Source organism: Vibrio sp. EA2 (assembly GCF_033042495.1).
Lineage (GTDB): Bacteria > Pseudomonadota > Gammaproteobacteria > Enterobacterales > Vibrionaceae > Vibrio.
The window spans coordinates 1-20,326 of sequence record NZ_JAWLID010000028.1 but is presented as its reverse complement, the minus strand read 5'-3'; the positions used below and the strand labels follow the sequence as shown (position 1 = coordinate 20,326).

Sequence of the window (20,326 nt, the reverse complement as noted above, 5' to 3'; positions counted from 1 at the left end):
TGTTACTGCTATGAACAATAAAAACCACTCTAACTTGTAACTTCTATGTTTCATATAGCTCCTTTAAACCTAACGCCCAATTAAGGGGTGAGTAACGCAACACCGACGCCACCGCAAACCACCTTAATCACTAAAGTTAACGCATAGTAAAAATGCCACGCGTTACGAATCCCTCTTGAATTGTTTGTTAGTACGCTGCCCTTAAAGCCTTTGGCATACACCAAGATATTGAAATATAGCACGAAAGTTATGACTTAAAACGCTGACACCAAAGGGACAACTGCCAAACTAGAACTCACTCTCAAAACGCAAGTTGGCGAGAAGAAAAATATGCTTAACTGCCCTATTGTCGCCGTTTTCAAATTAGCAAAGGATACAGGTTACAGAACTACACGGCAGCGCAAAAGAAACTCAGTGTTTGACGAGAATTTCCCAGCATCAAAGAAGCCGCACCAGAGAAATAGCCCGAAAGTTAGAAACCGTAAACGATGAACTCAAAGCGAAAACTTCACATCTAGTGCCACCGGAGCGAACGTGAAAGGCACATTTGACCAGGTGTAAAGCTAGGGAAAGAAACCGATAAACTCCGAAAATTTTACCGTTGATGCCAATCCAGTACTAACGCCGCGTTAAGGGGTGAGACAACGCTACCGCCAAAGCGGATATGACCGCCTTAATCACTTAAATCGATTTGAAGTGAAAGTGCCACGCGTTGGCGAATCCCTCTTAAACACTTTGTTATACGAATTTTTGGACACCTACAGAGTTTATCTGTGATGCATATAAAGAAGCCCCGTTATCGTCTGGAGTTTGTGGAAAATCTAACCGAGGATGAGACACAAAGTCTACTGTGATCTGAGTTAGTTCGTCCCCTCCTACCTTTTTGTTTGGCAGCAATTTAGGCAGTGAAATATTGATCTCTTCTGGTACATTCCAAACAACCCAAAATGCTAAGGGAAAAAATTTCAAAACATCACCGACGACTGGATTTACACCCCATTTAAAACTACGACCAAAAGATTTTAAGACTTTCATGTCTCTAGATGGGTAGAACCAATAATAGATTTCTACATTATCTGGGAGTGGCGCATCTCCGTCCTTAAAATATTCGACTAAGTCACTGTATATTCCACTATGCGCTGTTGGCTCTGATAATGTTGAAATTGAATTCGCCGCGATAATATGACCAATAACCGAACGAGCTATTTTTTGTGGTTTAACAAAAAACGTCTTGTGACTAGGTAAGGCTAATTGATTGGATTGAATAGAATTAGATAGATCTTTCATTTCTCGGTATAGCTTGATTAACTCAGGATCGTAGCTAATACCTAAACGGTCATTGTTACATTTGTGGCAAGTAGAGCCAAATGTAAGACCTCCTTGAGACACTACAGAGTGACGTTTATCTTTAGACCCAATTTTACTCAAAGACTTTAGGACTACATTGCTAACATTACCGCAACCCGCAGGTGGAACATGTTCTCGAGTGAGTTTCCCATGCTCACGGCATATAGCGCAGTACCCATGCTTAGGCCCTTTCGTTAAGATTCTTTCCGCTAGTTTCTGTGCATGGTTCCCCATACATACTCCCAATTCGTATAACGCTTTGTTAAGGGGTGAGCCAACGCAATACCGATGCGTCCGCATACCACCTTAATCACCAAAATCAACGCATAGTAAAAATGCCACGCGTTGCGAATCCCTCTTGAGCAACTTGTTATATGCTTGTCTTGCACCTATAATTTATGCGCACACACAATACGCACAGGTTACTATCATGAGAAACTTACATAGTACGCAAGCACCAAAAAAAGCTACGAACTTAAGCTTAAACAGTGAGTTACTCGCTGAGGCTAAACGCCTAAATATAAACCTTTCAGCAACAATGGAAAAGGCACTTGAAAAAGAAGTAAGCCAACGCCTTAAAGCTGAATGGTTAGAGCAAAATGCTGATGCCATTAATGCTTGTAACGAGTTAACTGAAAACCACGGACTATTTTCCGATTCTTACCGAGTATTCTAATGCCACAATTTTTACTATACAAAAACAACGATAAGAGCACTGCAACTGCGTACCCATACTTTGTCGACGTTCAAAGTGAATTGCTAGATACACTGAACACTCGATTAGTGATTCCATTGACGCCTGCAGAATTATTAGAGAAAAAAGCACCAAGTCACCTATGTCCAATAATACATATTGATGAAGGTGACTTCGTAATTCTTACTCATCAAATGGCGAGTGTTCCCACCAAAATTCTACGAGAACCAGTGAATAATCTCAGCACTTTTAGAAACGAGATCATCTCTGCTATCGACTTTCTGATTACTGGCATATAACGCCCAATTAAGGTGTGAACCACGCAACCACAAAACACAATATTAGCGCCCTAATCACTTAACTAGACCCAAACCAAAAACGCCAAGCGTGGTGAATCACTCTTAAATTGTTTGTTAGAAATTGATTTTCGTTATACTTTCAACTTCCCACCCAGAAAAGCCAATGCCATCATCGACAAGTAAGGATTTTGGCTCTAGCTCAAAAGGATTGACCCCGCTCATTATTAAGCTCTCCACTTTTTCCTTGTGAGAAGAAGACAAACTATCCCACCAGCTAGGAGACGTGAAAGTATTTTCTGCAACACCATAAAAGAACCGAACTAATTTTGAAAAGAGCTCTTCTTGCGAACCAGTCAATAAGGTACCGATGAAATCTTGTACGATTGATTCACCCTTAAACCAACTCAAAACCGCATAGCCTTTTCCATCACTAGAAAATGAGTTGAACACCAAGTACTGAGGTACAAACTTTAAGTCACCTAAGTCTTTTATCAAATTACCATCAAAGTCCGATACAGGCGCAACAATTGAGGAAACAACAACTGGAATTGGCTTGGATGAACTAAGTATCAAATGACACATGTCATTAGTTGTCTGACCAAGAAGTTGTGAATCAAGTTTACTCTTAAATTCTGACAATTCTTTGATCGCCGTTTTGACCCCCAATTGATTGTCTGACGCAAACTTTTGAATAAATAATTGGTCAATAGGTTGTTTACCCTTATCACCTTGCTTCAACAGTTCTGAGCTAACGAGGCTACCCTCTTTGGCATATAGCTCTTTTGCAACAGAGCGATACATCAAAGCAAAACACTGCTCTTCGTCGTTAGTGAAGTGGCGATCTTCAACGCAAGCAAATAGAGATTTGTCATGATGAGAGCAAAAGCCTTTGAAGGTAGACGCTTGGTTGACACCAATTTTTTCTGGGACAAGCTTTCCGTTGTTCTTAAAAAGGTTAGATAGATTAATTTTCAAACCCAAAACATGATTTGTTTCATCAGCAATGGAAATCAAACTACTGCTTTTGGAGATAGTATGAGCATTTATGATGTTTTTACTACAATCCCCTTTGAGTTCATCAGGGACATAACAACACTTACGCTGAGCAATTTTGTTTGAGTGCGCTATAGCGTCGCCTTTTGTGACAGCCTTTTGACTCTCTCTTCCATAATGGCAATGCTTATACTTTTTATCAGAGCCGCACCAGCATTTTTCATTTCGACCAATTTTCATAAAAATCACCTACAACTTTAATAGTGAAGTTAAATAAAATTTCTAACGCCGCATTAAGGTGAAAGCATAGTTTAATTTAACACTTATAAATCAATACCTTAAAAGGACCACTATAGTTTATTGAAAGTACCATGTAGCGAATATGTAGCTTTTGAATTGTACGTTTTTCATTAAAACCCTAGACAGTCCAAAAAGGCTTTCTGACTCATTTTTGGACATAAACAAGTTAGGGACTTTGCTAAATTAGTAGCTCATGGATAATTTCAGGTATTGCAAACTTCAAATTAAGAGACCAAGTTCACTCAGCTACTACAAAAGTATAACGCTTGATTCAGTTGCGCCATGTAGGCGTCAGCTCGAACTACTTTTTAAACACCTAGACTTGAGTCGCATCAGGGACATCATAGATATTATCTGTTATCTCACTCATAAGTCTGTGATCAAGCAGAACGTTAATGATGGTGCTTACTGTGCTTTCACAAGGAATTATAGTGTTATTTGTTGGATGAAAGTTAATCCCCCAGTTTCTTGTTGTATTTACTCTTTGCAGAGTCGAAATAAAATTTGGTCTGTTGTAAATACCTTTTTCTTCGATAACCGCCATGCGTCTCAACTGTATGGAATTTTTGCCAACATATTCGATAATAGGATTTATGTCAGAAAATAAGCCACTAAATGCAGGGGTTTGTTGGAGCTGTGCAAATGCCTGAACATATGCAGTTCTATGTTGCATAGCCGACTCAAAGCCACGTTTGTTAGCTATGAAAACAGTATTATTAATCACATAGAAATCAAAGTTTTTCTCTATAGAGAAGCTGTTGTCTTCAACCCCTGATAATTCACCATTAGAAAAAATCATATTAATGTATTTTTTAGGGTAGGATGTCTTCCACGTAGAAGTGGATCGTTTTACCGCATAAACTGTAGTCCCATTTGAGGTGAATTTGACCACGTATCCTTTTGCACCTTTCAGATCTTTTGCATCTGTAATTCTATGCTCACTTTCAAGTCGATCAACTAGTGCTTTCAGTTGCGGAAAATCTGTGCTTGTAGGATCAATAGACAAGCAACTATTCTCATTTGTCTGAGATATGTAAGTGTAACGATTATGTTCAGTGATTCTACCAATTTCTGTCGCAATGAAATCCTTTAACTGCGTGTTTAGACCATCTTCAGTTTGCACATAAAATGTTCTGAAGCGTGCCGCACTACTACTGTCCTTGAAAACCCACAAATGCGGTGTTGAATTTCCAAAATCAAACGATTTTAAGGATTGAAAGTCAGTTGTTGTCATTAGTTTTCCCGTGCAATATAAAAATCTTGAATCGTTTGGACTCTATAATTTCCAGGGGTTAAATTCCCTTTTTTTAGAATCCTTACATCTCTAGACTGTCCGTTGATATTGACCTTTGCCTCGTACAATTTCCAGCCAAACATTAGCAAAAGTGGGTTCATAATAATCTGCCCAGACTTGTATGTTATTGCAAACATCCAAAATAAGAAAACGGCAAACCCTAATAGCTTTTCTGGAGCCTCATAGCTTATCCCCATAAATGAAACAACATATGGAAACACATAATTAATAATGTCATTTGGTATTGTTTTAGAGTTTTCTACATGCGCATTAAATGGAAATGATATTTTTTTTAGGGATAGATTTGAAACAACTACAGATACGATAGTTACAACAATAAATATGATCGACAAATACGGGCTATTAAAAGGGTTAAATGAGCAATCTCCTAAGTCTGATAAATCACAAATTGACTTGCTCCACCACGACATAGGAATATCTTGCACTGCGAGAATTAGAGCCAGTGGCAAATATGAGCCTATAAAAATTATAAAGGCAGATAGAACTCTAAATTGCATTTCCTATTACCACTTTTATATTCTCCAAGAAGCGAATGACTGGTAGCGCTTAACACTTAAGTACCATCAAACCAGTAGACCCAAAACTATCTTACATTGCTCAACAAAGAGCATATTGATTCATTATGAAAATTTAGTCAAACGTGCATTATCAGGGCTGTGACGAGCATTAACTCTAAACTTAAAAGGGGCACTTTTGCGTTAAAAAGTGCCCACTGTGAAAGTTCTGTACATAAGTAAGCTAGAAACGTGAGCTCAAATCCTCAAATAGAGGTAGCACTTGCGCTATCCGATTGCTTTTTGGACTTGTCAGCTTCTGTTGTACTTGAGCCCAGAATACTAATAACTAACTCCTGTAAAGTCTCTGACTTTAAGCCCGCTTTCCAAGCGCTCTCTAGAGCCCTTGAGACGGCTAAGGGATTTTTCTTTAATCCACCTGCATTCCCATAATAGGCAGCTGCTTGATCTTCATGTCGTTTCCAATCTTCACCAAACTCAGGCCCTATAGTGTTTGTTATATTTGTTTTCCACATTCTAAGGTTAGATTTTTTAACATCCTTACTTGGCCAATGTTCGTCTTTGTTATGACCTAATAGATGCAAAATAGCAGCATTATCGTTTTTGTGTTTGCTTATTTCAGACTCTCTTATTTTGTCGGTGTCAGCATCACAAACTACAAACACTTCGATATCAAGTAATTTTGCTATTGCTAACGGTTTTATTAATTCATTTTTCCCACCAACTGGAATTATATGGTAACCATAGCGCCTAAATTCTGACAATTTACCCATCAATTGAATATAAGAGGTTAAATAAGCGACATCCTCAATTCCTTCGACTAATATCAGTTTCTTGCTAAAAAACATTTCACTAATTTCAGGACGTAGTGTTGGATAAAGCTTAGCGATCATGCCGCTTTCTTTAACGGCTTTCTCCCCAGCATCCTTTAGCTCTTTTACTAAATCGTCATACTTTAATGAGGTTACTGATGAAGAAACCGGAGAACCAACCTCTCTGACCATTCTCACCGTATGGAAATCATCACTTGGTATAAAATATGGACTATGCGAGCATACAACGATTTGAGAATTATCATTAGCTAGGTCTTGTAAAACTTCTGACAAATACCTCGCTTGGGGTGGATGTTGATATAACTCAGGCTCTTCAATCGCCATAACTAGCGTAGGGACGTTTTCGTCATCAATGTCAGCTAATTCTTGCAGTAGAGTTAACAGATATGATCTCTGCATTCCATGACCAAAGCGAGCTAATTCACTTTCAAAGCCTTTTTCCCCAATTTGTATGTGAGCAAATGGCTCTTCAATTTTAATGGCTTTATCAGCATCACTTTTCCAGAGAACTTTTGCAGTTGCGTTTGGATTTGCCCAAAGCTTTAGCTTAGTTTCCAATGAATCAGATATGCTCGAAAGAACTCCCTGTTCTGCTTCAAGCATTGATTGATAGTTTTGTTTTAGATCATTTCTTAAACCGACAACTTTTTCTGTGAAATTGACCTTCGATCTTATGGCCCGTGATAATAGCTGTCCAAGTGCAGAATTTTTGTTTTCCTCTGCTTCTTCTGAGAAATCTTTTGACGCGGATACAAATACCCACTGTAAATGCGGGGCAAGTCTGTTCGCACCTTTTGAAACACCATAAAACTGATCCTCACTTGGGATAAGGCTACAAATCTCAGGGTGAGCGGCCTCAAATGAGTTGAGTGCTGAAGCCATGTCGGCTTTAGAACTTGCTGTTGATATATCAGGCCACTGGTCTCTCAAGCTAGCAAATATATCTTTTAGTTCCTTTGCTGATTTCTTAGCTTTTTCAGCCTCAAACCAAACTTTAAACTCGGTCATACCCAGTCTATTACCAAATTGCTTTACTTCAGCTCTTTCTGTTCCCTCGTCATATTCAGCCTTAGCCGTCACAACTAATTTGTCCTGTCTTACATAATCAGCTAGCCCGTTTAGCTTGCGTCGAAAGGTCTTTGAAAGTCACAGTAATTGATATTGGTTCATCCGTATTTTTATGGTGAAAGTCATCAACAGAAAGTTTGCTTAAGTCAGTTTTAGAGTCTTTATGCTGACGAAAAAAAACATTCAGTGCATTCATTACTGTTGATTTTCCGGCACCATTTGGACCGACAAAGCAGTTGTAATCATCGAAGTTTATAGTTTCGTCTTTAAAAGACCGGAAGTTTTGAATTCGTACTGACTCTAATTTCATGTTCATCCTTATTTAAGAAGCTAGCATCTTATTCAATAGCTTTACGCTCTGTTTAAACAAAGCATCCTCTACCACTGTGAATCTTTCACACACTACTAAATTAAATGCATCTGATTGCATTGTCACAACTGTACACGCTGCATGGTCAATCAAACGTGATGAAATTTGCAAAAATAAGGGAAGAAGCCATATAACGACCTAAACTAGACTGCTGGCCAAAATGACTTTGGGGCATTTTCGACTTCAAGCGACTCTAGAGACTAGCCAAAGAAGTTTGAATAAACTCTCTTCCAGAAGTCGTGAACAAGCCAATGAGTACACAGATATTAAAAACTATTGTTACCCATAGTATCGATTTAAATGGTTGTTTTCTTGATTTGTGTCGCAATAGGTATTGTGCCCACAACGCTCCAGGCCACCCACCGATTAGAGAAAGGAGATGAAGAGTATTTTCAGATGTTCTCCAATTCCCACTCAGAGCCGCTTGTTTGTCCCATGCAAACATAAGATAAGTGAATAGGCTCGCGACTAAATACAACGGTAACAGAAACATCTCACCGTCAAAAACAAATATAGATGCGGCAAGGACAACCAGAAAAATAGAACTGAATAGAATGGTTATAGGTACACCATGTACACCTTCAATGTACACATTCTTAGCGTTTATGCGACCTTGATTATCTTTACCCAAATCAAAAGTCACATGGTCATTAAGTTTTGGGCGACGATTTATACTCTCTACCGAGGACACATGGAAAAAAACTCTATGCTCACAATCCAAAGCAGATATAAACCCATAACCTTTTGAATCGTCCCACTTTACTATTTGACCTTTCATCATAATCCTCAATTAATACTCTAATAGAAAACCACTTTATAAGTATTTTGTCTCATATGGCAGTATTAGATAAGTTAAGCCAAAGAGCAACGGAAGGTACTATTGAAACTGACAGCTCTAGCAAACTTTGAGGCATAAATGATTTGAAATCATTATTTTAGGGGATCATCATCTGGCAATGCATTGTGAATCCATATGGCTAAGCGTTTCTTAATGTTCACACCGTCCAATTTGTCTGCTGGTAATGGTGTGATTTGCTTAGCTTCAACCAAGAACAGGTACACAGCTTTCGCTAGAGTCGGTTGGGAGTGTTGAGGTAGTTCAAAACCTTGCATTTTTGCCAGCTTTGAACCCACTTCTAATGCTTTCTTGACGAGCTTATCTTCGTTACGCATTTTTGTTACTTTGGACATGCTTTAGTCTCCTCAGCGTCAATCCGCTCGAAACCACTATATATCCGCAATATCATCGCTCGCAACTGATGGTTTCCTAAATTGCAAAGTAAATCATTTTTGGTTAATCCATTGGGTTTTTAGTTAAAAATACAGTTATTCACAGAACTCCAAGTTAGAGAGCAAAGCGCACGCTTGAAGATACCTGCCACTGAAAGACTCTTGTGATGAACTGTTGACCAGCTATGGCTACGCCTTTTAATGCCCGCATTAGCTCGCTCGCGCAGTACAAACTGGTTTTGATAACCCCCGTCGCTTTATCCACTGAAAACTCATAATGTGGCTTGAATACCTGCTCTTTACGTTTGCTAAACACACCGCCCATTTTTTGGGTAAACGTCTTCCAATCGCCTTTATCTGCCGCTTCAATGATGGTCTTCGCGTGGTCAGGTAGGTCTTGAGTATCTTTAAGACGTCTTAGCTCTCTCCATACAGTCACGGAACAGCCACCTAACTGTTGAAACTGACGAATACCCCAACACGATGCCCATGCATCAACACGTGCCGCCGCATCTAACGGGTCTTCTCCGTAAATGCCATCTTCTAGATCTGCGCCATCAATGTTCTTGGAAATGTATTTGGCGATGTAACCTGTAGCGCTCCCTTTTGATGGGTCTATCTTCACTTCGGTAAAACGGTGTTGCTCTGCGCCCTTTTCCTCTCCATCTTCTCGCATTGAGTATTCACGCATGGTTTGAGTCATCGCTTCATAGTCTTTAGCTTCGACAAACAACAACAGGTGCCAATGTGGTGTACCATCATGCTGCGGCTCTGCTACACGAAAACCATAGAAACGAACGTCTAAGCGGTTCAGCTTTGAGCGGATAAGTTTCCATGTCTCATTGAGGTAGGATTGACCGTCTAATGGGGTGTAGCCCTCCCACTTAGGGTTGATGTGTCCGGACTTTGAATAGCTTCTGTGGTACTTGGAGGGACAGGTTATGGTTAGAAATGTTGCTACATGACCTAGCTCATTGGCTAAGTCTTCAAACCCTCTTGCTCTTACCATTAACTCCCCTTTGCGTATCTTCGGGTCTGATACCCCTTTTTGCGATAGCTCAAGCAGTGAGAAGCTCTGCCCAAGCTCGTTGGTCGCGATGGTGTTTTCTAGGTACGCTTTTTGGTATGCCTTTTGATTGAGTCGAGCAATAAGCGTTGGCTGGGAGCAATAGAGACTCTTTTGCTTATTAACTTGATTGAGATGATGCAACACGGTCTCGATATTACGCCTTAACGCCTTCCTAAGCCCTCTCAACCACCAATTTTTGTGGCTGTAACGCGCCACCTCCCCTATCAGGGAATATTGTCCCTGATAGGGGGTTAAGCCTTTTCGAGTAACATAGTCTCGTAATGGTTGAAGCGCGGACTCGTCATTAAGATAGCGGCGACGTCGGTCTAAGACCTCTTGGGCAAGTTGCTTCGCTTTAGCTCTCAAGTCTTCTTCGGTTAGGTTTAACTCAATCTTATCGATTGGCAAAGATAAGTTCGCGGCGATAGTGTTGGTCGTGACTCTGAGATAAGTATTTCGCTCGAATTTCGTTGGCTGGCCCAGATATTCATTAAACAAAATACGTTGAATTTCTTCCGAAAACGGAGAAAGCCTTTGCTGAACAAAGGCTCTGTCATCTCGGTCAACGCACAAAAGGTTGATGCTCATCATAGGTGCGTTTTCCCCTTACTCGTTAAGGAAAACACATCCCAACGTAAACCAAAGTACTTCTGGCTCGCATATTCAATCAAGCCTTCTTTAACGAGCTTGTGAATGGTCTTTTGATGCAACTGAATAGGCAACCGCGACTTTGGCTGAACGTCGCCCTGAGTTGGACAGTAATCCGAACACACTTGGAAAGTGCGTCCGGTCTTCATCCATTTGATGAGCATGATTTGCTCTTGAGTCAGATTAGCCATGAGCCGCACCTCCCTGACACAAATGCTCAAGCTTGGTGTGATTATCTAGCCATGCATCTAAATCTTCTTTTAAATAACGGACAGCGCGGCCAATTTTAATAAATGGAGGGGCGATAGTTCGGTTATTGCGCTGGCCTTCCATTCTCGCTTGTCTTAAGTAAGAGCGGCTCATGCCAATGTAAGTTGCGGTTTCTTGCTCAGTATAAGCGCGCTTTTCAACGTTTGAATCTGTCATTACGGTATCTCTTTGATGTGAAGTTGATACCACGGTAAACAGTCGTAAACGTCACCTGACGATTTGGTTGACGATACGGTTGACGCCTCCCCTCTACTTTTGCGGCAGACTTAACATATTAATAGTTTCAAACGGATTTCTTGGCGTGGTTGCAGGGATTGAATAACGACGAAATCGTGTCTAACAGGTATCTCAAAGTTAACGACGGTTAACTTCAGTTGTTCAACAGAGACTTTCAACCAAGAGTAGAGTTCTCATCGCTTACTAAGCATTAAAGTAACACTTTATACAGTGCTACACAGCGGTTAATTCAACCGTTAGAAAATTATGATGAAACCTTTAAATACAAGGCTTAAGCACAACTTCTGCACTCAATATCATGTAGCAACGTTAATGTATTAACTGTTAGTCCAGTATGTGTTGAGAGTTTCGGCTGAGTGAGTCAGAAAAGTGCTGAAAACCGTGAGCCTCCATCACGCTAAACTTTCAACACACATCCAACCGATAAGCCAACCGAATCGCAACCGATCTAGTCAGAATTCTCTCTTATCGCTTTTCTTACCAACGGGAGGTGTTTCTTACGAAAGGACTGATACCCTAAGCTATTCTCGGTTCCTTTATTATCCAACCAAAGAATACTGTCTTTCATCACTTCTATAATGTAGCCGTCAATATCGAATTGCTTTTTAACCTCTTCCAGTGAGTCTTTCTTAATTAACTCCCACACCTTGGGCGCGTCTTGGTCACCGTAGGTTTCCAATACGCGATAAGCAATCTTTTCAATGGGGTGTGACAACGCCACTTCATGAAGTCTTGAGCTACTTTGTTTTACTGGTTCAACCGTGGATGTCGGTTGAATGGTACTAAGCTAGCGGTTGATGCCTTCAACCTCTACCCGCAGTTGCTCAGGGTTAATGAGTACGGGTTTAGCGTTTAAACGCACGGCTTGTGCGGTTGAATCGTTAATATTCAGGTTCAATAATGCGTCTTGGAGTTTCGTGTGCTGCTCATCTTCTTTGGGGTTCAAGAAAGCCGATGCGAACTTAGAAACGACATTTTCAACGGTTGGCGTGGCACTGAGTTCGGCAATAGCACTGATGGGAGTGGTTGGAAGCTCAGGGCATTGTTTGGTGTAGTGTAGATTTGTCTTTTGGATGTTCGGGAAAACATCATCCACTGACGACCAACCTGTGATTCGTTCCGGCTCTATCGCCAAGAGCACTGAGATTTCAGTGGGCTTCATTAGACGGATAATTCGCGCGGCATCTTTCGACTTGAGTTGAACCATGCCCTGATAATCAAACACGGCATACACGACTTTTTGGTTGTCTCTCGTGCCATAGGCACCAAGGCGTTTCGCTTCAAAATAGGCAAACAAGGTTAACTGATTGTCCTCTATGGCCGCCATCACATCGCCTTGTGTGGCACTGGTTTTCTCAGGTATCTCACTCAATCGAATAAATCGACGGGTTAACTGCTCCATGAATCGCCTTTTGTCTTCTTACTAGAGAGGCAATTTAAACACTAAACTGAGTCTTGGCTTACTCTAGCCGCCAGTAAGCCAACTGTTTTTCAGCGCGGTTCACAACACTAACCAATCAGGTTCACCGCAGATGCTTTGTGTTCTGGTGCTAAGTGGGCATAGCGCAACGTCATCTTTAAATCGGCATGACCAAGAAGCTCCCGAACGGTATTCAAATCCACCGCTGCCATGACAAGCTTGCTGGCGAAGTGATGGCGTAAGTCGTGAAAACGGAAGTTATGAATATTGGCGTCTTTCAGTAATTGCTCCCATTGATATTGGTAGGTATCAATCGGCTTTCCATTTGAGGTAAACACGAGCCCACTTTCCTCACTATAGTTCTGAGCCTTCCAATCGTTCAGCATGGAGAAAACGGTATCGTTTAAAGGAATGGTTCGGCGTTTCTTCGACTTCGCATTTGCTGAGGTAATCGTAAGATAACGATTTTCGAAGTTAACGTGCTCCCAACATAATGACAGCATTTCCCCCTTTCGCATGCCCGTATTAATCGCCATCACGACTAAAGGCTCTAAATAATCCGCATACCGCAGCTTGGGCACTTCTTGACGATGGGCTTGCTTCTGATTTTCCCTCAGGCGAATGTCACGCACTTTCAAGGAGTCTAATAACGCTGTTTCTTCTGCCGTAGACAGATAACGAATACGCTGGTCATCTTCTTTGACTATCTTCACACTACTGAGCGTATGAGAATCAATGAAGTCCCATTCAACAGCTCGGTTAAACGCGGCTTTCAAGCGATTGTAGGCGTATGAAATGGTTGATGATGCCCTACCCAACTTGCGCTTTTCAGATACCCATTGTTGAACGTCCCAAGCCGTAATTTCAGACATGGGTTTATGCGCTAAATGCCTGAAGCTGCTTTTTATGCACATAAAGGATTGTTTGGCTGTTTTAGGGTTTAGAGCCTGTAAGTAACTCTCGTAATGTTCATCAAGAAATCGTTCTAGGGTCAGTGTCTTTCTCAACGCTTCACGTTTGGCCTCAAAACGTGTTTCCTGAACATCTTGCCCACCCGCGACAAGACCTGCTTTTTCTTTTGCTAAATCTCGGGCTTGGGCAGGCGTTAAAGAAGTTGCCGCCCCCAAGAGGTAGTTTCTCTGCTTTCCATTCAGGCGATAGTAAAAGTAGTATTTGATGATGCCTTTTGGGGAGATACGAGCGTGAAAACCGCTGATCTCAGTGTCGTTCAAACGCTTGTCATCGACCTTAAAACTCTTGATTGAGGTGTTAGTAATCTTTTGCTTGATAGCCATCGTAATTTCATCCGTGTAGCTTTTATGTAGCAAAATGATTGTATAAGGATGGCTAAAAAAGAACAGGGATGAACAAACAAATCATACTTAAATCATTGTTTTACATGGCACTACGAGTCATATTTGTTCATTGTGGTTTATAGAGAAATACTACCAAAACACAGCATTAAGGGGTGAACAACGCCCGCACCCGACCTAAAGTATTGTACCGTAAACACTAAATTTGAAGTAGATACAAAAATGCCAAGCGTTGAGAATCCCTCTTAAATGCTTTGTTAGGCAAATTTTTACGGATTAAATGAAAAATAGCTTAATGTCTTACTTAACTGACTATTATCACCAGTTGTTATAGTAGAGATGAAACTTGGGGATTTAGGTAAACCTTTCCATTGCACCGTACCATAATCTAAACGTTTAACTTCATTACCGAAAAGGTCATGCCCATATTTATAATAACACTGCTCAAGATCCTGAACTGTTGAACCAGAAATTTTACAGTGTTCTTGATATTTAATTGGGATATTTAAAGCAAGAACAATTACTTGAGCCTCGTGAGCATTTATAGAAAGCGGTAATTGAAGAGGAACTAGATTTCTGTCAAATGTACCTATTGATAGATCGCTGTAGTCAATTAATCCGACAACAACTTAGTCTCTAGCTCTTTGATAGTTACGGTTCTATCTAAGCTATTGTACGCGGTAAATTCCCAGAAAAATGGACCCGATAATTTACGAACTTCTTCAGATAAACCATCTTGAAACTCAATGTATTCATTTAGTGGCTGAGTACTCGGAACTGATACAACTTCGATATCAAGCTGATCAGAAGGTGGAACAAACTGATGGTACGCTGTTATCGAAGCGATCAATAAACCTAACACGCCAATAATAGAGTTAACTGTTTCATGCTTCATTAATTAATCCTGAACTCAAAATTTATGGCATTTGCCTAACGCCGCGTTAAGTAGTGAGCAACGCTACCACCTAACTTAATCTATTGTGACGTAAACACTTAAGCTGAATTGAACCAAAAATGCCACGCGTTGCGAATCTGTCTTAAACGCTTTGTTAGCTGTATTTTTCCATGACAAAGTTTCTTAGTTTTTGACCACGAATTTCCACTTCTTGGACCTGAACTACTTTAAAACCAAAGTGTTCGTAAAATGGACGAGCAGTGATACTAACTTCAGAAAAATAACGTTTTATACCCTGTAAACTGCCAACCTTAAAAACGTGATTCATTAGAGCTTTACCTACACCTTTGCCTTGATACTCATGGTGACAAAAGAAATGGTCTATAAGTCCGTTAGCTTGCAAATCTGTGTAGCCAACAACAACACCATCTATTTCAGCAACAAACGGAGATAAGCCTTTCATTCGTTTTTCCCAGACTGAAAAATCTAGATGCTCTGGAGCCCAAGCTTCGACTTGAGCTTGAGAATAGTCACGAATATTAATATTCCTAATTGTATAAAACTGAATATCCCAGAGTACTTTGGCCTCTTCTACTCTGTAATTTCTAATTGTAATCATCGTGCCGACTCCGTAATACAGCTAACGCCCAGTTAAGGGGTGAAGCACGCAATGACCAAGCCACCGCATAGCACTTCAACACCAAAATCAACGCATACCAAAAATGCCACGCGTGCTGAATCCCTCTTGAACTGTTTGTTAGCCCTATGGCTGATAGCGAATTTTAGGGACTATGGTTAAAAAATAGAACTCGGAATATAAAATAGCGCAAGCTCGACAAAATGCATGTCTTGGATCTGTTATCTTTTCGTTTTGTATGCAAGACAATTGCATACAGCGGTCACTTATACTTGCGTTATTAAAAGACAACTCCTCAAGATTTTTGTCTGTCAACTTATGAGCAAACTCATTTCTAATTCTTCTTATTTTTTCCAAATCTTGGTACTGAGATTTATCAACGAGTTTCAGCATGTAAGACAAATCAATACAAGAAGAAAAGTCTGACAGTCGACCATTCTGAAAAAGTCGTTTATATACGACTTCATCATCTAATAAATTCGCTTTCAAAGCCGCCTTTAGTTCTTCTTCCACCCAAGCGGCACCAACGATTGCAGTACCTCGATCCGATTGCGATTCGATTTCTTGCAATAAAACCATCTGCCGCTTCATATCGTTCTCAGTAAAACTCATTTTATCTCCGAATAGGGCTAACGCCGCGTTAAGGGGTGAACAACGCAGACCACCCAACCTAAACCATTGTGCCGTAATCACTAAAGCTGAATCAAACCCAAAATGCCGAGCGTTGGGAATCCCTCTTGAACGCTTTGTTATGTGAATTTTTCATACGCCCAAAAGAGGCAAATGTTTACGCTGCTGATAGGTTAAAGCTAACTCTAAACAGGACTTGATTGCTGTTTCTGGTAACGCTTTCGCTAAGGACAAAACTATTGCTCTGTTTCCCTGAAACACCAGTTCTTCACCATACAATTCTCGAAATGTATCGACTAACTTAGTTTGGCAATTAAAGAACAGGTAATAATTGTTAGGAGATTTCAGCTTCCAGTCCATTCTTAGCGGGCTGCCTGTTTTTACACTATAGCTAGGTTCGCCCCGCTTTAGAGTTTCATCGACTTCACCCAGATCCAAATCAGATGCGATTTGAAAGACTAGATTTCGTAACTCCTCTAGCCTAATACGAGCGTTTTCCGGATATTCGTCGAAGCGTTCTTTGACTACCTTGTTCACTGGAACCTCCTATTCACATAACGCCGCGTTAAGGGGTGCAGGCACGCAATACATAAGTTTCTGGAATACGCCTTAAACGCTCAACTCAACGCAAACTAAAAATGCCACGCGTGCCAAATCCCTCTTAAACGCTTTGTTATGTACGCACTCACTATTTATCCAAAATAACGTCAAAACCGCCATAAATGATGCGCTTACCATCAAACGGCATTGGGTTATTTTCAGGACTCATTCTAGGGTCATCCATTATTTGCTGCCAGGCTGAATCTCGGATTTCTTTTGAGGGCCAGACTACCCATGAAAATACTACCGTTTCGTTGTCTTGAGCTTTAACAGACATTGGAAATGAAGTTACTTCACCATCTGGCACTTCATTTCCCCAAGTTTCAACAACCTTTAAAGCACCAAAATCTTTGAACATTTCTGCTGCTATTTCTATGTGTGCAATGTACTGCTCTTTATTCGCTGTTGGTACAGCTGCTACAAATCCATCGACATATGACATAAATAAACTCCTTTAACTGGAGTTATAACCATAGTTCAACGACGCAAGAGGACATAACGCCCTGTTAAGGGGTGAGCAACGCAATACCAATGCCGCCGCATACCACCTTAAACACTAAAACCAACGCATAGTAAAAATGCCACGCGTTGCGAATCCCTCTTGAACAGTTTGTTAGTTTGCAAACCCAAAGGGCTGATTTTACGTTGTTTTAAACTTTGCAAACAATAAACTTTATGTGTTTTGATGCACTTAAGTCAGGCGTAGTCTCAAAGCGGCTAGTCAATGAAACCACGTGGAACAAACAACGCCGCAGTAAACGAACTCACAACGCCAGAAACCGCTTTTGGAAAGGCAATCTCACAATGCGGACTTTCAACAAAGCCACTGAAACCACGTGAACTTACCACACCAGAGAAAACGTCGTTTCAGCGAGTAAATCGGCTTTTGTACCAACAAACTCAACGAGCAGAGCTTCAGCAAAAAAGTTCAACTCAGTTAACCCAAAAGTCGCCGCGCCAAAGAACAAATTTACCCTTGAAACGATGCCAATTTTGGATTTTTACCACGCTAATTAACACTGAAATTGAACACCGATACGACAATTTCAACTTTGAGCTTTTACCGCTAGATCTTGCGAGATAGCTGCGTTTTTCCTCTTGCAAACTAACGCCGCGTTAAGTGGTGAGCAACGCATACCACTACATTTAAAGTATTGTGCCGTAAATACCAAACATGAAGCAAACCGAAAATGCCGAGCGTTGGGAATCCGTCTTAAACGCCTTGTTATACCGCTTGGTTGAAGCTAAAATGACCAACATAAAGACCATTTAAGAGACCTATTATATGACCACTAGAATTTTAGCCGATGTTGCTGCAAGCATTACTGAGTTGAAAGCTAACCCTATGAAAGTTGCAACTAGTGCTTACGGCGAACCTGTTGCTGTACTAAACCGAAATGAGCCAGCATTTTATTGTGTACCTGCCGAAGCGTACGAAATGATGATGGACAGACTCGAAGATCTTGAACTACTAGCTATCGCTAAAGAGCGTGAATCTGAAGAGAGCATTTCGGTAAATATTGATGACCTATAAACTCAACTTTAAGAAGAGCGCACTCAAAGAGTGGAAAAAGCTTGGATCTACTCTGCAACAACAATTTAAGAAAAAGCTAATCGAGCGCTTAGATAACCCACATGTCCAGGCTTCAAAGCTTTCTGGAGCTGACAACATGTATAAAATTAAGCTGCGTCAATCGGGCTACCGTCTAGTCTACAAAGTTGAAGACGATGTCATCATTGTAACTGTCTTAGCTGTCGGAAAACGTGAACGTAGCGATGTTTACCGTAAAGCTATGAAAAGGTTAGATGATTGATTGCGGTATAACGCCCTGTTAAGGGGTGAGCAACGCAATACGAAAGCCGCCGCATACCACCTTAAACACAAAAACCAACGCATAGTAAAAATGCCACGCGTTGCGAATCCCTCTTGAACAGTTTGTTATGTATCGGGGCTGTCTGTCTCTTGATTTAACACCCTTCTTAGCTCCACAACTCTTAACTCAGTAATTATTGTCGTAAGAAAGAAGACCATTGTTAGAACTGCCTTCGATACTGCACCAATCTGATCCCCATCAATAATACTATCCACCGTAAACGCAGCCCAAAAAACTGAAAGGCATGGGTAATTGTTTGCCTATAAGAATAGTTAAGACGTTGATGACTAAAATCCCAAGAAACAGATACTTTATTGGCAAAGCCACCTAGCTTCACATGGAATATTCCATTAACGAAATCAAAATCATATCCATTAGCACTTAAAACTTTATCAAGAGATGAAATTTTCACTTTTGATATCCTTACCGACATTTCAATGAGATACATAACGCCCTGTTAAGGGGTGAACAACGCAATGCCGAAGCCGCTGCAAACCGCCTTAAACACTAAAACCAACGCATAGTAAAAATGCCACGCGTTGTGAATCCCTCTTGAACAGTTTGTTAGTACGCTGCCCGTTAACCTTTGGCACACGCCAAGATACTGAAATATAGCACGAAACTTCTGGCTTAAAACTCTGACGCTAAAGGGACAACTGCCAAACTAGAACTCACTCTCAAAACGCGAGTTGGCCAGAAGAAAAATATGCAAAACTGCCCTGATTTCTCCGTGTTCAAATTAACAAAGGATACGGGCTTCAGAACTAAACAACCTCACCAAAGAAATTCGTTTTTTGACGAAAATCTCTCAACACCAAAGAAGCCACACCAGAGAAATAGCCCGAAAGTTAGAAACCGTAAACGGTGAAATCAACGCGAACACAACTCATATAGTGCCACCGGAGAGAACGTGAAAGGCACATTTGACCAGGTGTAAAGCAAGGAAAAGAAACCAATAAACACCGAAACTTTAACCTTTGATGCCCATCCAGTACTAACGCCCAGTTAAGGGGTGAAGCACGCAATGACCAAGCCACCGCATAGCACTTCAACACAAAAATCAACGCATACTAAAAATGCCACGCGTGCTGAATCCCTCTTAAACTGTTTGTTATGTTAAATTTTCCCATTGTTTTCTTTATCAAAACAATACAATTGCTCGTCAATGTCTCTTAAGGGTCTATTCAAAATTTGAGCTAGACGATGTAACTCAACTGCGTAACTAATGTACCCGTCATAGGTATAGCTCGAGTAGTAAGGCTTTTTACCTGTAAGAGCACGATATGCCCTTACGTCAATGATTGGAAATAAATTGGGATTTATAAACTTTAGAACCGCGCTTGCCATTGGAAAGCCAATACCTTGTGACAGGACTAATCGTTCAATAACTTCTTTAACTAACGGCGACTCTAGAGTTAAATTAGATACCGAACCTAACTGATTTAAACAAGCTAGAGTGTCACTATCGACATTTAATACTCGGTTCGATTTCCATAGAGAAACTCTTCGTAAGTCGTTGATAGTAACTTCGGTTGATCCATTTAATTTTTGGTGTAGCTCATCCGTTTCAACGGTATTGTAATTAAAATCGTACTCCAAGCGATCAACTTCGACATCAAATACTTTCACAGACTTTCTCCTTTAACATAACGCCCGCTTAAGTGGTGAGCAACGCAATACGGTGCTTCCGCATACCACCTTAATCACTAAAATCAACGCATAGTAAAAATGCCACGCGTTGCGAATCCGCCTTGAAGCGTTTGTTAGGT

General features: G+C 40.7%; 26 protein-coding genes. 4 read left to right on the top strand and 22 right to left on the bottom strand.

Annotation, left to right across the window (positions count from 1 at the left end):
* Nucleotides 1-738 precede the first annotated feature (738 nt).
* Nucleotides 739-1,581 carry a hypothetical protein gene (locus RXX31_RS24010; RefSeq protein ID WP_317592123.1) on the bottom strand — a complete coding sequence of 281 codons (843 nt, stop codon included), beginning with the start codon at nucleotides 1,579-1,581 and terminating at the stop codon, nucleotides 739-741.
* Between the two features lie 196 nt (nucleotides 1,582-1,777).
* On the opposite strand from RXX31_RS24010, the gene RXX31_RS24005 reads away from it, so the two are divergent.
* Nucleotides 1,778-2,023 carry a type II toxin-antitoxin system CcdA family antitoxin gene (locus RXX31_RS24005; protein WP_317592122.1) on the top strand — a complete coding sequence of 82 codons (246 nt, stop codon included), beginning with the start codon at nucleotides 1,778-1,780 and terminating at the stop codon, nucleotides 2,021-2,023.
* Nucleotides 2,023-2,340 (top strand): CcdB family protein, encoded by a 318-nt coding sequence (locus RXX31_RS24000; protein ID WP_317592121.1) that lies wholly within the window; start codon nucleotides 2,023-2,025, stop codon nucleotides 2,338-2,340. Before RXX31_RS24005 ends, RXX31_RS24000 begins: the two co-directional genes overlap by 1 nt.
* 114 nt (nucleotides 2,341-2,454) lie before the next feature.
* Here RXX31_RS24000 and RXX31_RS23995 read toward each other — a convergent pair whose 3' ends face one another.
* The 19 genes from RXX31_RS23995 to RXX31_RS23895 form a co-directional block, all read right to left on the bottom strand.
* Nucleotides 2,455-3,573: an SEC-C domain-containing protein gene (locus RXX31_RS23995; protein WP_317592120.1), complete on the bottom strand. Its 1,119-nt coding sequence runs from the start codon at nucleotides 3,571-3,573 to the stop codon at nucleotides 2,455-2,457.
* Nucleotides 3,574-3,949: 376 nt separating this feature from the next.
* Nucleotides 3,950-4,867: a DUF4868 domain-containing protein gene (locus tag RXX31_RS23990; RefSeq protein ID WP_202648465.1), complete on the bottom strand. Its 918-nt coding sequence runs from the start codon at nucleotides 4,865-4,867 to the stop codon at nucleotides 3,950-3,952.
* A complete protein-coding gene (locus RXX31_RS23985; RefSeq protein WP_140162614.1) occupies nucleotides 4,867-5,445 on the bottom strand; it encodes a hypothetical protein in 579 nt (192 codons plus the stop codon). Before RXX31_RS23985 ends, RXX31_RS23990 begins: the two co-directional genes overlap by 1 nt.
* Before the next feature lie 263 nt (nucleotides 5,446-5,708).
* Complete coding sequence (locus RXX31_RS23980) at nucleotides 5,709-7,376, bottom strand: ATP-dependent nuclease (protein WP_317592119.1); 1,668 nt, start codon at nucleotides 7,374-7,376, stop codon at nucleotides 5,709-5,711.
* A gap of 25 nt (nucleotides 7,377-7,401) precedes the next feature.
* Nucleotides 7,402-7,674, bottom strand: a complete 273-nt coding sequence (locus RXX31_RS23975; RefSeq protein ID WP_317592118.1) for an ATP-dependent nuclease — start codon at nucleotides 7,672-7,674, stop codon at nucleotides 7,402-7,404.
* A gap of 253 nt (nucleotides 7,675-7,927) precedes the next feature.
* A complete protein-coding gene (locus RXX31_RS23970) occupies nucleotides 7,928-8,512 on the bottom strand; it encodes a DUF1294 domain-containing protein (protein ID WP_065297002.1) in 585 nt (194 codons plus the stop codon).
* Between the two features lie 152 nt (nucleotides 8,513-8,664).
* A complete protein-coding gene (locus RXX31_RS23965; RefSeq protein WP_317592117.1) occupies nucleotides 8,665-8,925 on the bottom strand; it encodes a DUF5062 family protein in 261 nt (86 codons plus the stop codon).
* Nucleotides 8,926-9,079: 154 nt separating this feature from the next.
* A complete protein-coding gene (locus RXX31_RS23960) occupies nucleotides 9,080-10,624 on the bottom strand; it encodes a replication endonuclease (protein ID WP_317592116.1) in 1,545 nt (514 codons plus the stop codon).
* Nucleotides 10,621-10,872, bottom strand: a complete 252-nt coding sequence (locus RXX31_RS23955) for a hypothetical protein (protein ID WP_317592115.1) — start codon at nucleotides 10,870-10,872, stop codon at nucleotides 10,621-10,623. The genes RXX31_RS23960 and RXX31_RS23955 overlap by 4 nt, the downstream gene beginning before the upstream one ends.
* Nucleotides 10,865-11,107: a helix-turn-helix transcriptional regulator gene (locus RXX31_RS23950; protein ID WP_012841735.1), complete on the bottom strand. Its 243-nt coding sequence runs from the start codon at nucleotides 11,105-11,107 to the stop codon at nucleotides 10,865-10,867. Before RXX31_RS23950 ends, RXX31_RS23955 begins: the two co-directional genes overlap by 8 nt.
* A 529-nt stretch (nucleotides 11,108-11,636) precedes the next feature.
* Nucleotides 11,637-11,903 carry a hypothetical protein gene (locus RXX31_RS23945; protein ID WP_317592114.1) on the bottom strand — a complete coding sequence of 89 codons (267 nt, stop codon included), beginning with the start codon at nucleotides 11,901-11,903 and terminating at the stop codon, nucleotides 11,637-11,639.
* A 72-nt stretch (nucleotides 11,904-11,975) separates the two neighbouring features.
* Entirely contained in the window at nucleotides 11,976-12,590 is a 615-nt protein-coding gene (locus RXX31_RS23940) for a hypothetical protein (protein WP_317592113.1), read from the bottom strand.
* A 107-nt stretch (nucleotides 12,591-12,697) separates the two neighbouring features.
* A complete protein-coding gene (locus tag RXX31_RS23935) occupies nucleotides 12,698-13,903 on the bottom strand; it encodes a site-specific integrase (protein ID WP_317592112.1) in 1,206 nt (401 codons plus the stop codon).
* A 631-nt stretch (nucleotides 13,904-14,534) separates the two neighbouring features.
* Nucleotides 14,535-14,816, bottom strand: a complete 282-nt coding sequence (locus tag RXX31_RS23930; RefSeq protein ID WP_317592111.1) for a hypothetical protein — start codon at nucleotides 14,814-14,816, stop codon at nucleotides 14,535-14,537.
* A gap of 154 nt (nucleotides 14,817-14,970) precedes the next feature.
* A complete protein-coding gene (locus RXX31_RS23925; protein ID WP_317592110.1) occupies nucleotides 14,971-15,435 on the bottom strand; it encodes a GNAT family N-acetyltransferase in 465 nt (154 codons plus the stop codon).
* Between the two features lie 144 nt (nucleotides 15,436-15,579).
* On the bottom strand, nucleotides 15,580-16,065 hold the full coding sequence (locus tag RXX31_RS23915; RefSeq protein ID WP_049878836.1) for a hypothetical protein: 486 nt from the start codon (nucleotides 16,063-16,065) through the stop codon (nucleotides 15,580-15,582).
* Nucleotides 16,066-16,215: 150 nt separating this feature from the next.
* Nucleotides 16,216-16,620, bottom strand: coding sequence for a DUF1801 domain-containing protein (locus RXX31_RS23910; protein WP_317592109.1), 405 nt, complete (start codon nucleotides 16,618-16,620; stop codon nucleotides 16,216-16,218).
* 151 nt (nucleotides 16,621-16,771) lie between these two features.
* Entirely contained in the window at nucleotides 16,772-17,125 is a 354-nt protein-coding gene (locus RXX31_RS23905) for a DUF1428 domain-containing protein (protein ID WP_289998018.1), read from the bottom strand.
* A 400-nt stretch (nucleotides 17,126-17,525) separates the two neighbouring features.
* A complete protein-coding gene (locus tag RXX31_RS23895; protein ID WP_317592108.1) occupies nucleotides 17,526-17,651 on the bottom strand; it encodes a hypothetical protein in 126 nt (41 codons plus the stop codon).
* 317 nt (nucleotides 17,652-17,968) lie between these two features.
* On the opposite strand from RXX31_RS23895, the gene RXX31_RS23890 reads away from it, so the two are divergent.
* Both RXX31_RS23890 and RXX31_RS23885 read left to right on the top strand, forming a co-directional pair.
* The gene (locus RXX31_RS23890) at nucleotides 17,969-18,217 is read left to right on the top strand and encodes a type II toxin-antitoxin system Phd/YefM family antitoxin (RefSeq protein ID WP_005377003.1); all 249 of its coding nucleotides are present in this window, start codon (nucleotides 17,969-17,971) and stop codon (nucleotides 18,215-18,217) included.
* Nucleotides 18,207-18,497, top strand: coding sequence for a type II toxin-antitoxin system RelE/ParE family toxin (locus RXX31_RS23885; RefSeq protein WP_317592107.1), 291 nt, complete (start codon nucleotides 18,207-18,209; stop codon nucleotides 18,495-18,497). The genes RXX31_RS23890 and RXX31_RS23885 overlap by 11 nt, the downstream gene beginning before the upstream one ends.
* A 220-nt stretch (nucleotides 18,498-18,717) precedes the next feature.
* Here RXX31_RS23885 and RXX31_RS23875 read toward each other — a convergent pair whose 3' ends face one another.
* Both RXX31_RS23875 and RXX31_RS24880 read right to left on the bottom strand, forming a co-directional pair.
* Nucleotides 18,718-18,969, bottom strand: coding sequence for a hypothetical protein (locus RXX31_RS23875; protein ID WP_317592106.1), 252 nt, complete (start codon nucleotides 18,967-18,969; stop codon nucleotides 18,718-18,720).
* A gap of 704 nt (nucleotides 18,970-19,673) precedes the next feature.
* Nucleotides 19,674-20,186, bottom strand: a complete 513-nt coding sequence (locus tag RXX31_RS24880) for a hypothetical protein (protein ID WP_225453572.1) — start codon at nucleotides 20,184-20,186, stop codon at nucleotides 19,674-19,676.
* Between the last annotated feature and the right edge of the window lie 140 nt (nucleotides 20,187-20,326).

Excerpts from the sequence above, each read along its gene's own strand:
- RXX31_RS23915 (WP_049878836.1), bottom strand. The coding sequence starts at position 16,065 with ATGAGTTTTACTGAGAACGATATGAAGCGGCAGATGGTTTTATTGCAA.
- RXX31_RS24000 (WP_317592121.1), top strand. The coding sequence starts at position 2,023 with ATGCCACAATTTTTACTATACAAAAACAACGATAAGAGCACTGCAACT.
- RXX31_RS23975 (WP_317592118.1), bottom strand. The coding sequence starts at position 7,674 with ATGAAATTAGAGTCAGTACGAATTCAAAACTTCCGGTCTTTTAAAGAC.
- RXX31_RS23925 (WP_317592110.1), bottom strand. The coding sequence starts at position 15,435 with ATGATTACAATTAGAAATTACAGAGTAGAAGAGGCCAAAGTACTCTGG.
- RXX31_RS24005 (WP_317592122.1), top strand. The coding sequence starts at position 1,778 with ATGAGAAACTTACATAGTACGCAAGCACCAAAAAAAGCTACGAACTTA.
- RXX31_RS23940 (WP_317592113.1), bottom strand. The coding sequence starts at position 12,590 with ATGGAGCAGTTAACCCGTCGATTTATTCGATTGAGTGAGATACCTGAG.
- RXX31_RS23885 (WP_317592107.1), top strand. The coding sequence starts at position 18,207 with ATGACCTATAAACTCAACTTTAAGAAGAGCGCACTCAAAGAGTGGAAA.
- RXX31_RS23960 (WP_317592116.1), bottom strand. The coding sequence starts at position 10,624 with ATGATGAGCATCAACCTTTTGTGCGTTGACCGAGATGACAGAGCCTTT.
- RXX31_RS23965 (WP_317592117.1), bottom strand. The coding sequence starts at position 8,925 with ATGTCCAAAGTAACAAAAATGCGTAACGAAGATAAGCTCGTCAAGAAA.
- RXX31_RS23955 (WP_317592115.1), bottom strand. The coding sequence starts at position 10,872 with ATGGCTAATCTGACTCAAGAGCAAATCATGCTCATCAAATGGATGAAG.
- RXX31_RS23905 (WP_289998018.1), bottom strand. The coding sequence starts at position 17,125 with ATGTCATATGTCGATGGATTTGTAGCAGCTGTACCAACAGCGAATAAA.
- RXX31_RS23985 (WP_140162614.1), bottom strand. The coding sequence starts at position 5,445 with ATGCAATTTAGAGTTCTATCTGCCTTTATAATTTTTATAGGCTCATAT.
- RXX31_RS23890 (WP_005377003.1), top strand. The coding sequence starts at position 17,969 with ATGACCACTAGAATTTTAGCCGATGTTGCTGCAAGCATTACTGAGTTG.
- RXX31_RS23995 (WP_317592120.1), bottom strand. The coding sequence starts at position 3,573 with ATGAAAATTGGTCGAAATGAAAAATGCTGGTGCGGCTCTGATAAAAAG.
- RXX31_RS23970 (WP_065297002.1), bottom strand. The coding sequence starts at position 8,512 with ATGAAAGGTCAAATAGTAAAGTGGGACGATTCAAAAGGTTATGGGTTT.
- RXX31_RS23930 (WP_317592111.1), bottom strand. The coding sequence starts at position 14,816 with ATGAAGCATGAAACAGTTAACTCTATTATTGGCGTGTTAGGTTTATTG.
- RXX31_RS23950 (WP_012841735.1), bottom strand. The coding sequence starts at position 11,107 with ATGACAGATTCAAACGTTGAAAAGCGCGCTTATACTGAGCAAGAAACC.
- RXX31_RS23990 (WP_202648465.1), bottom strand. The coding sequence starts at position 4,867 with ATGACAACAACTGACTTTCAATCCTTAAAATCGTTTGATTTTGGAAAT.
- RXX31_RS23935 (WP_317592112.1), bottom strand. The coding sequence starts at position 13,903 with ATGGCTATCAAGCAAAAGATTACTAACACCTCAATCAAGAGTTTTAAG.
- RXX31_RS24010 (WP_317592123.1), bottom strand. The coding sequence starts at position 1,581 with ATGGGGAACCATGCACAGAAACTAGCGGAAAGAATCTTAACGAAAGGG.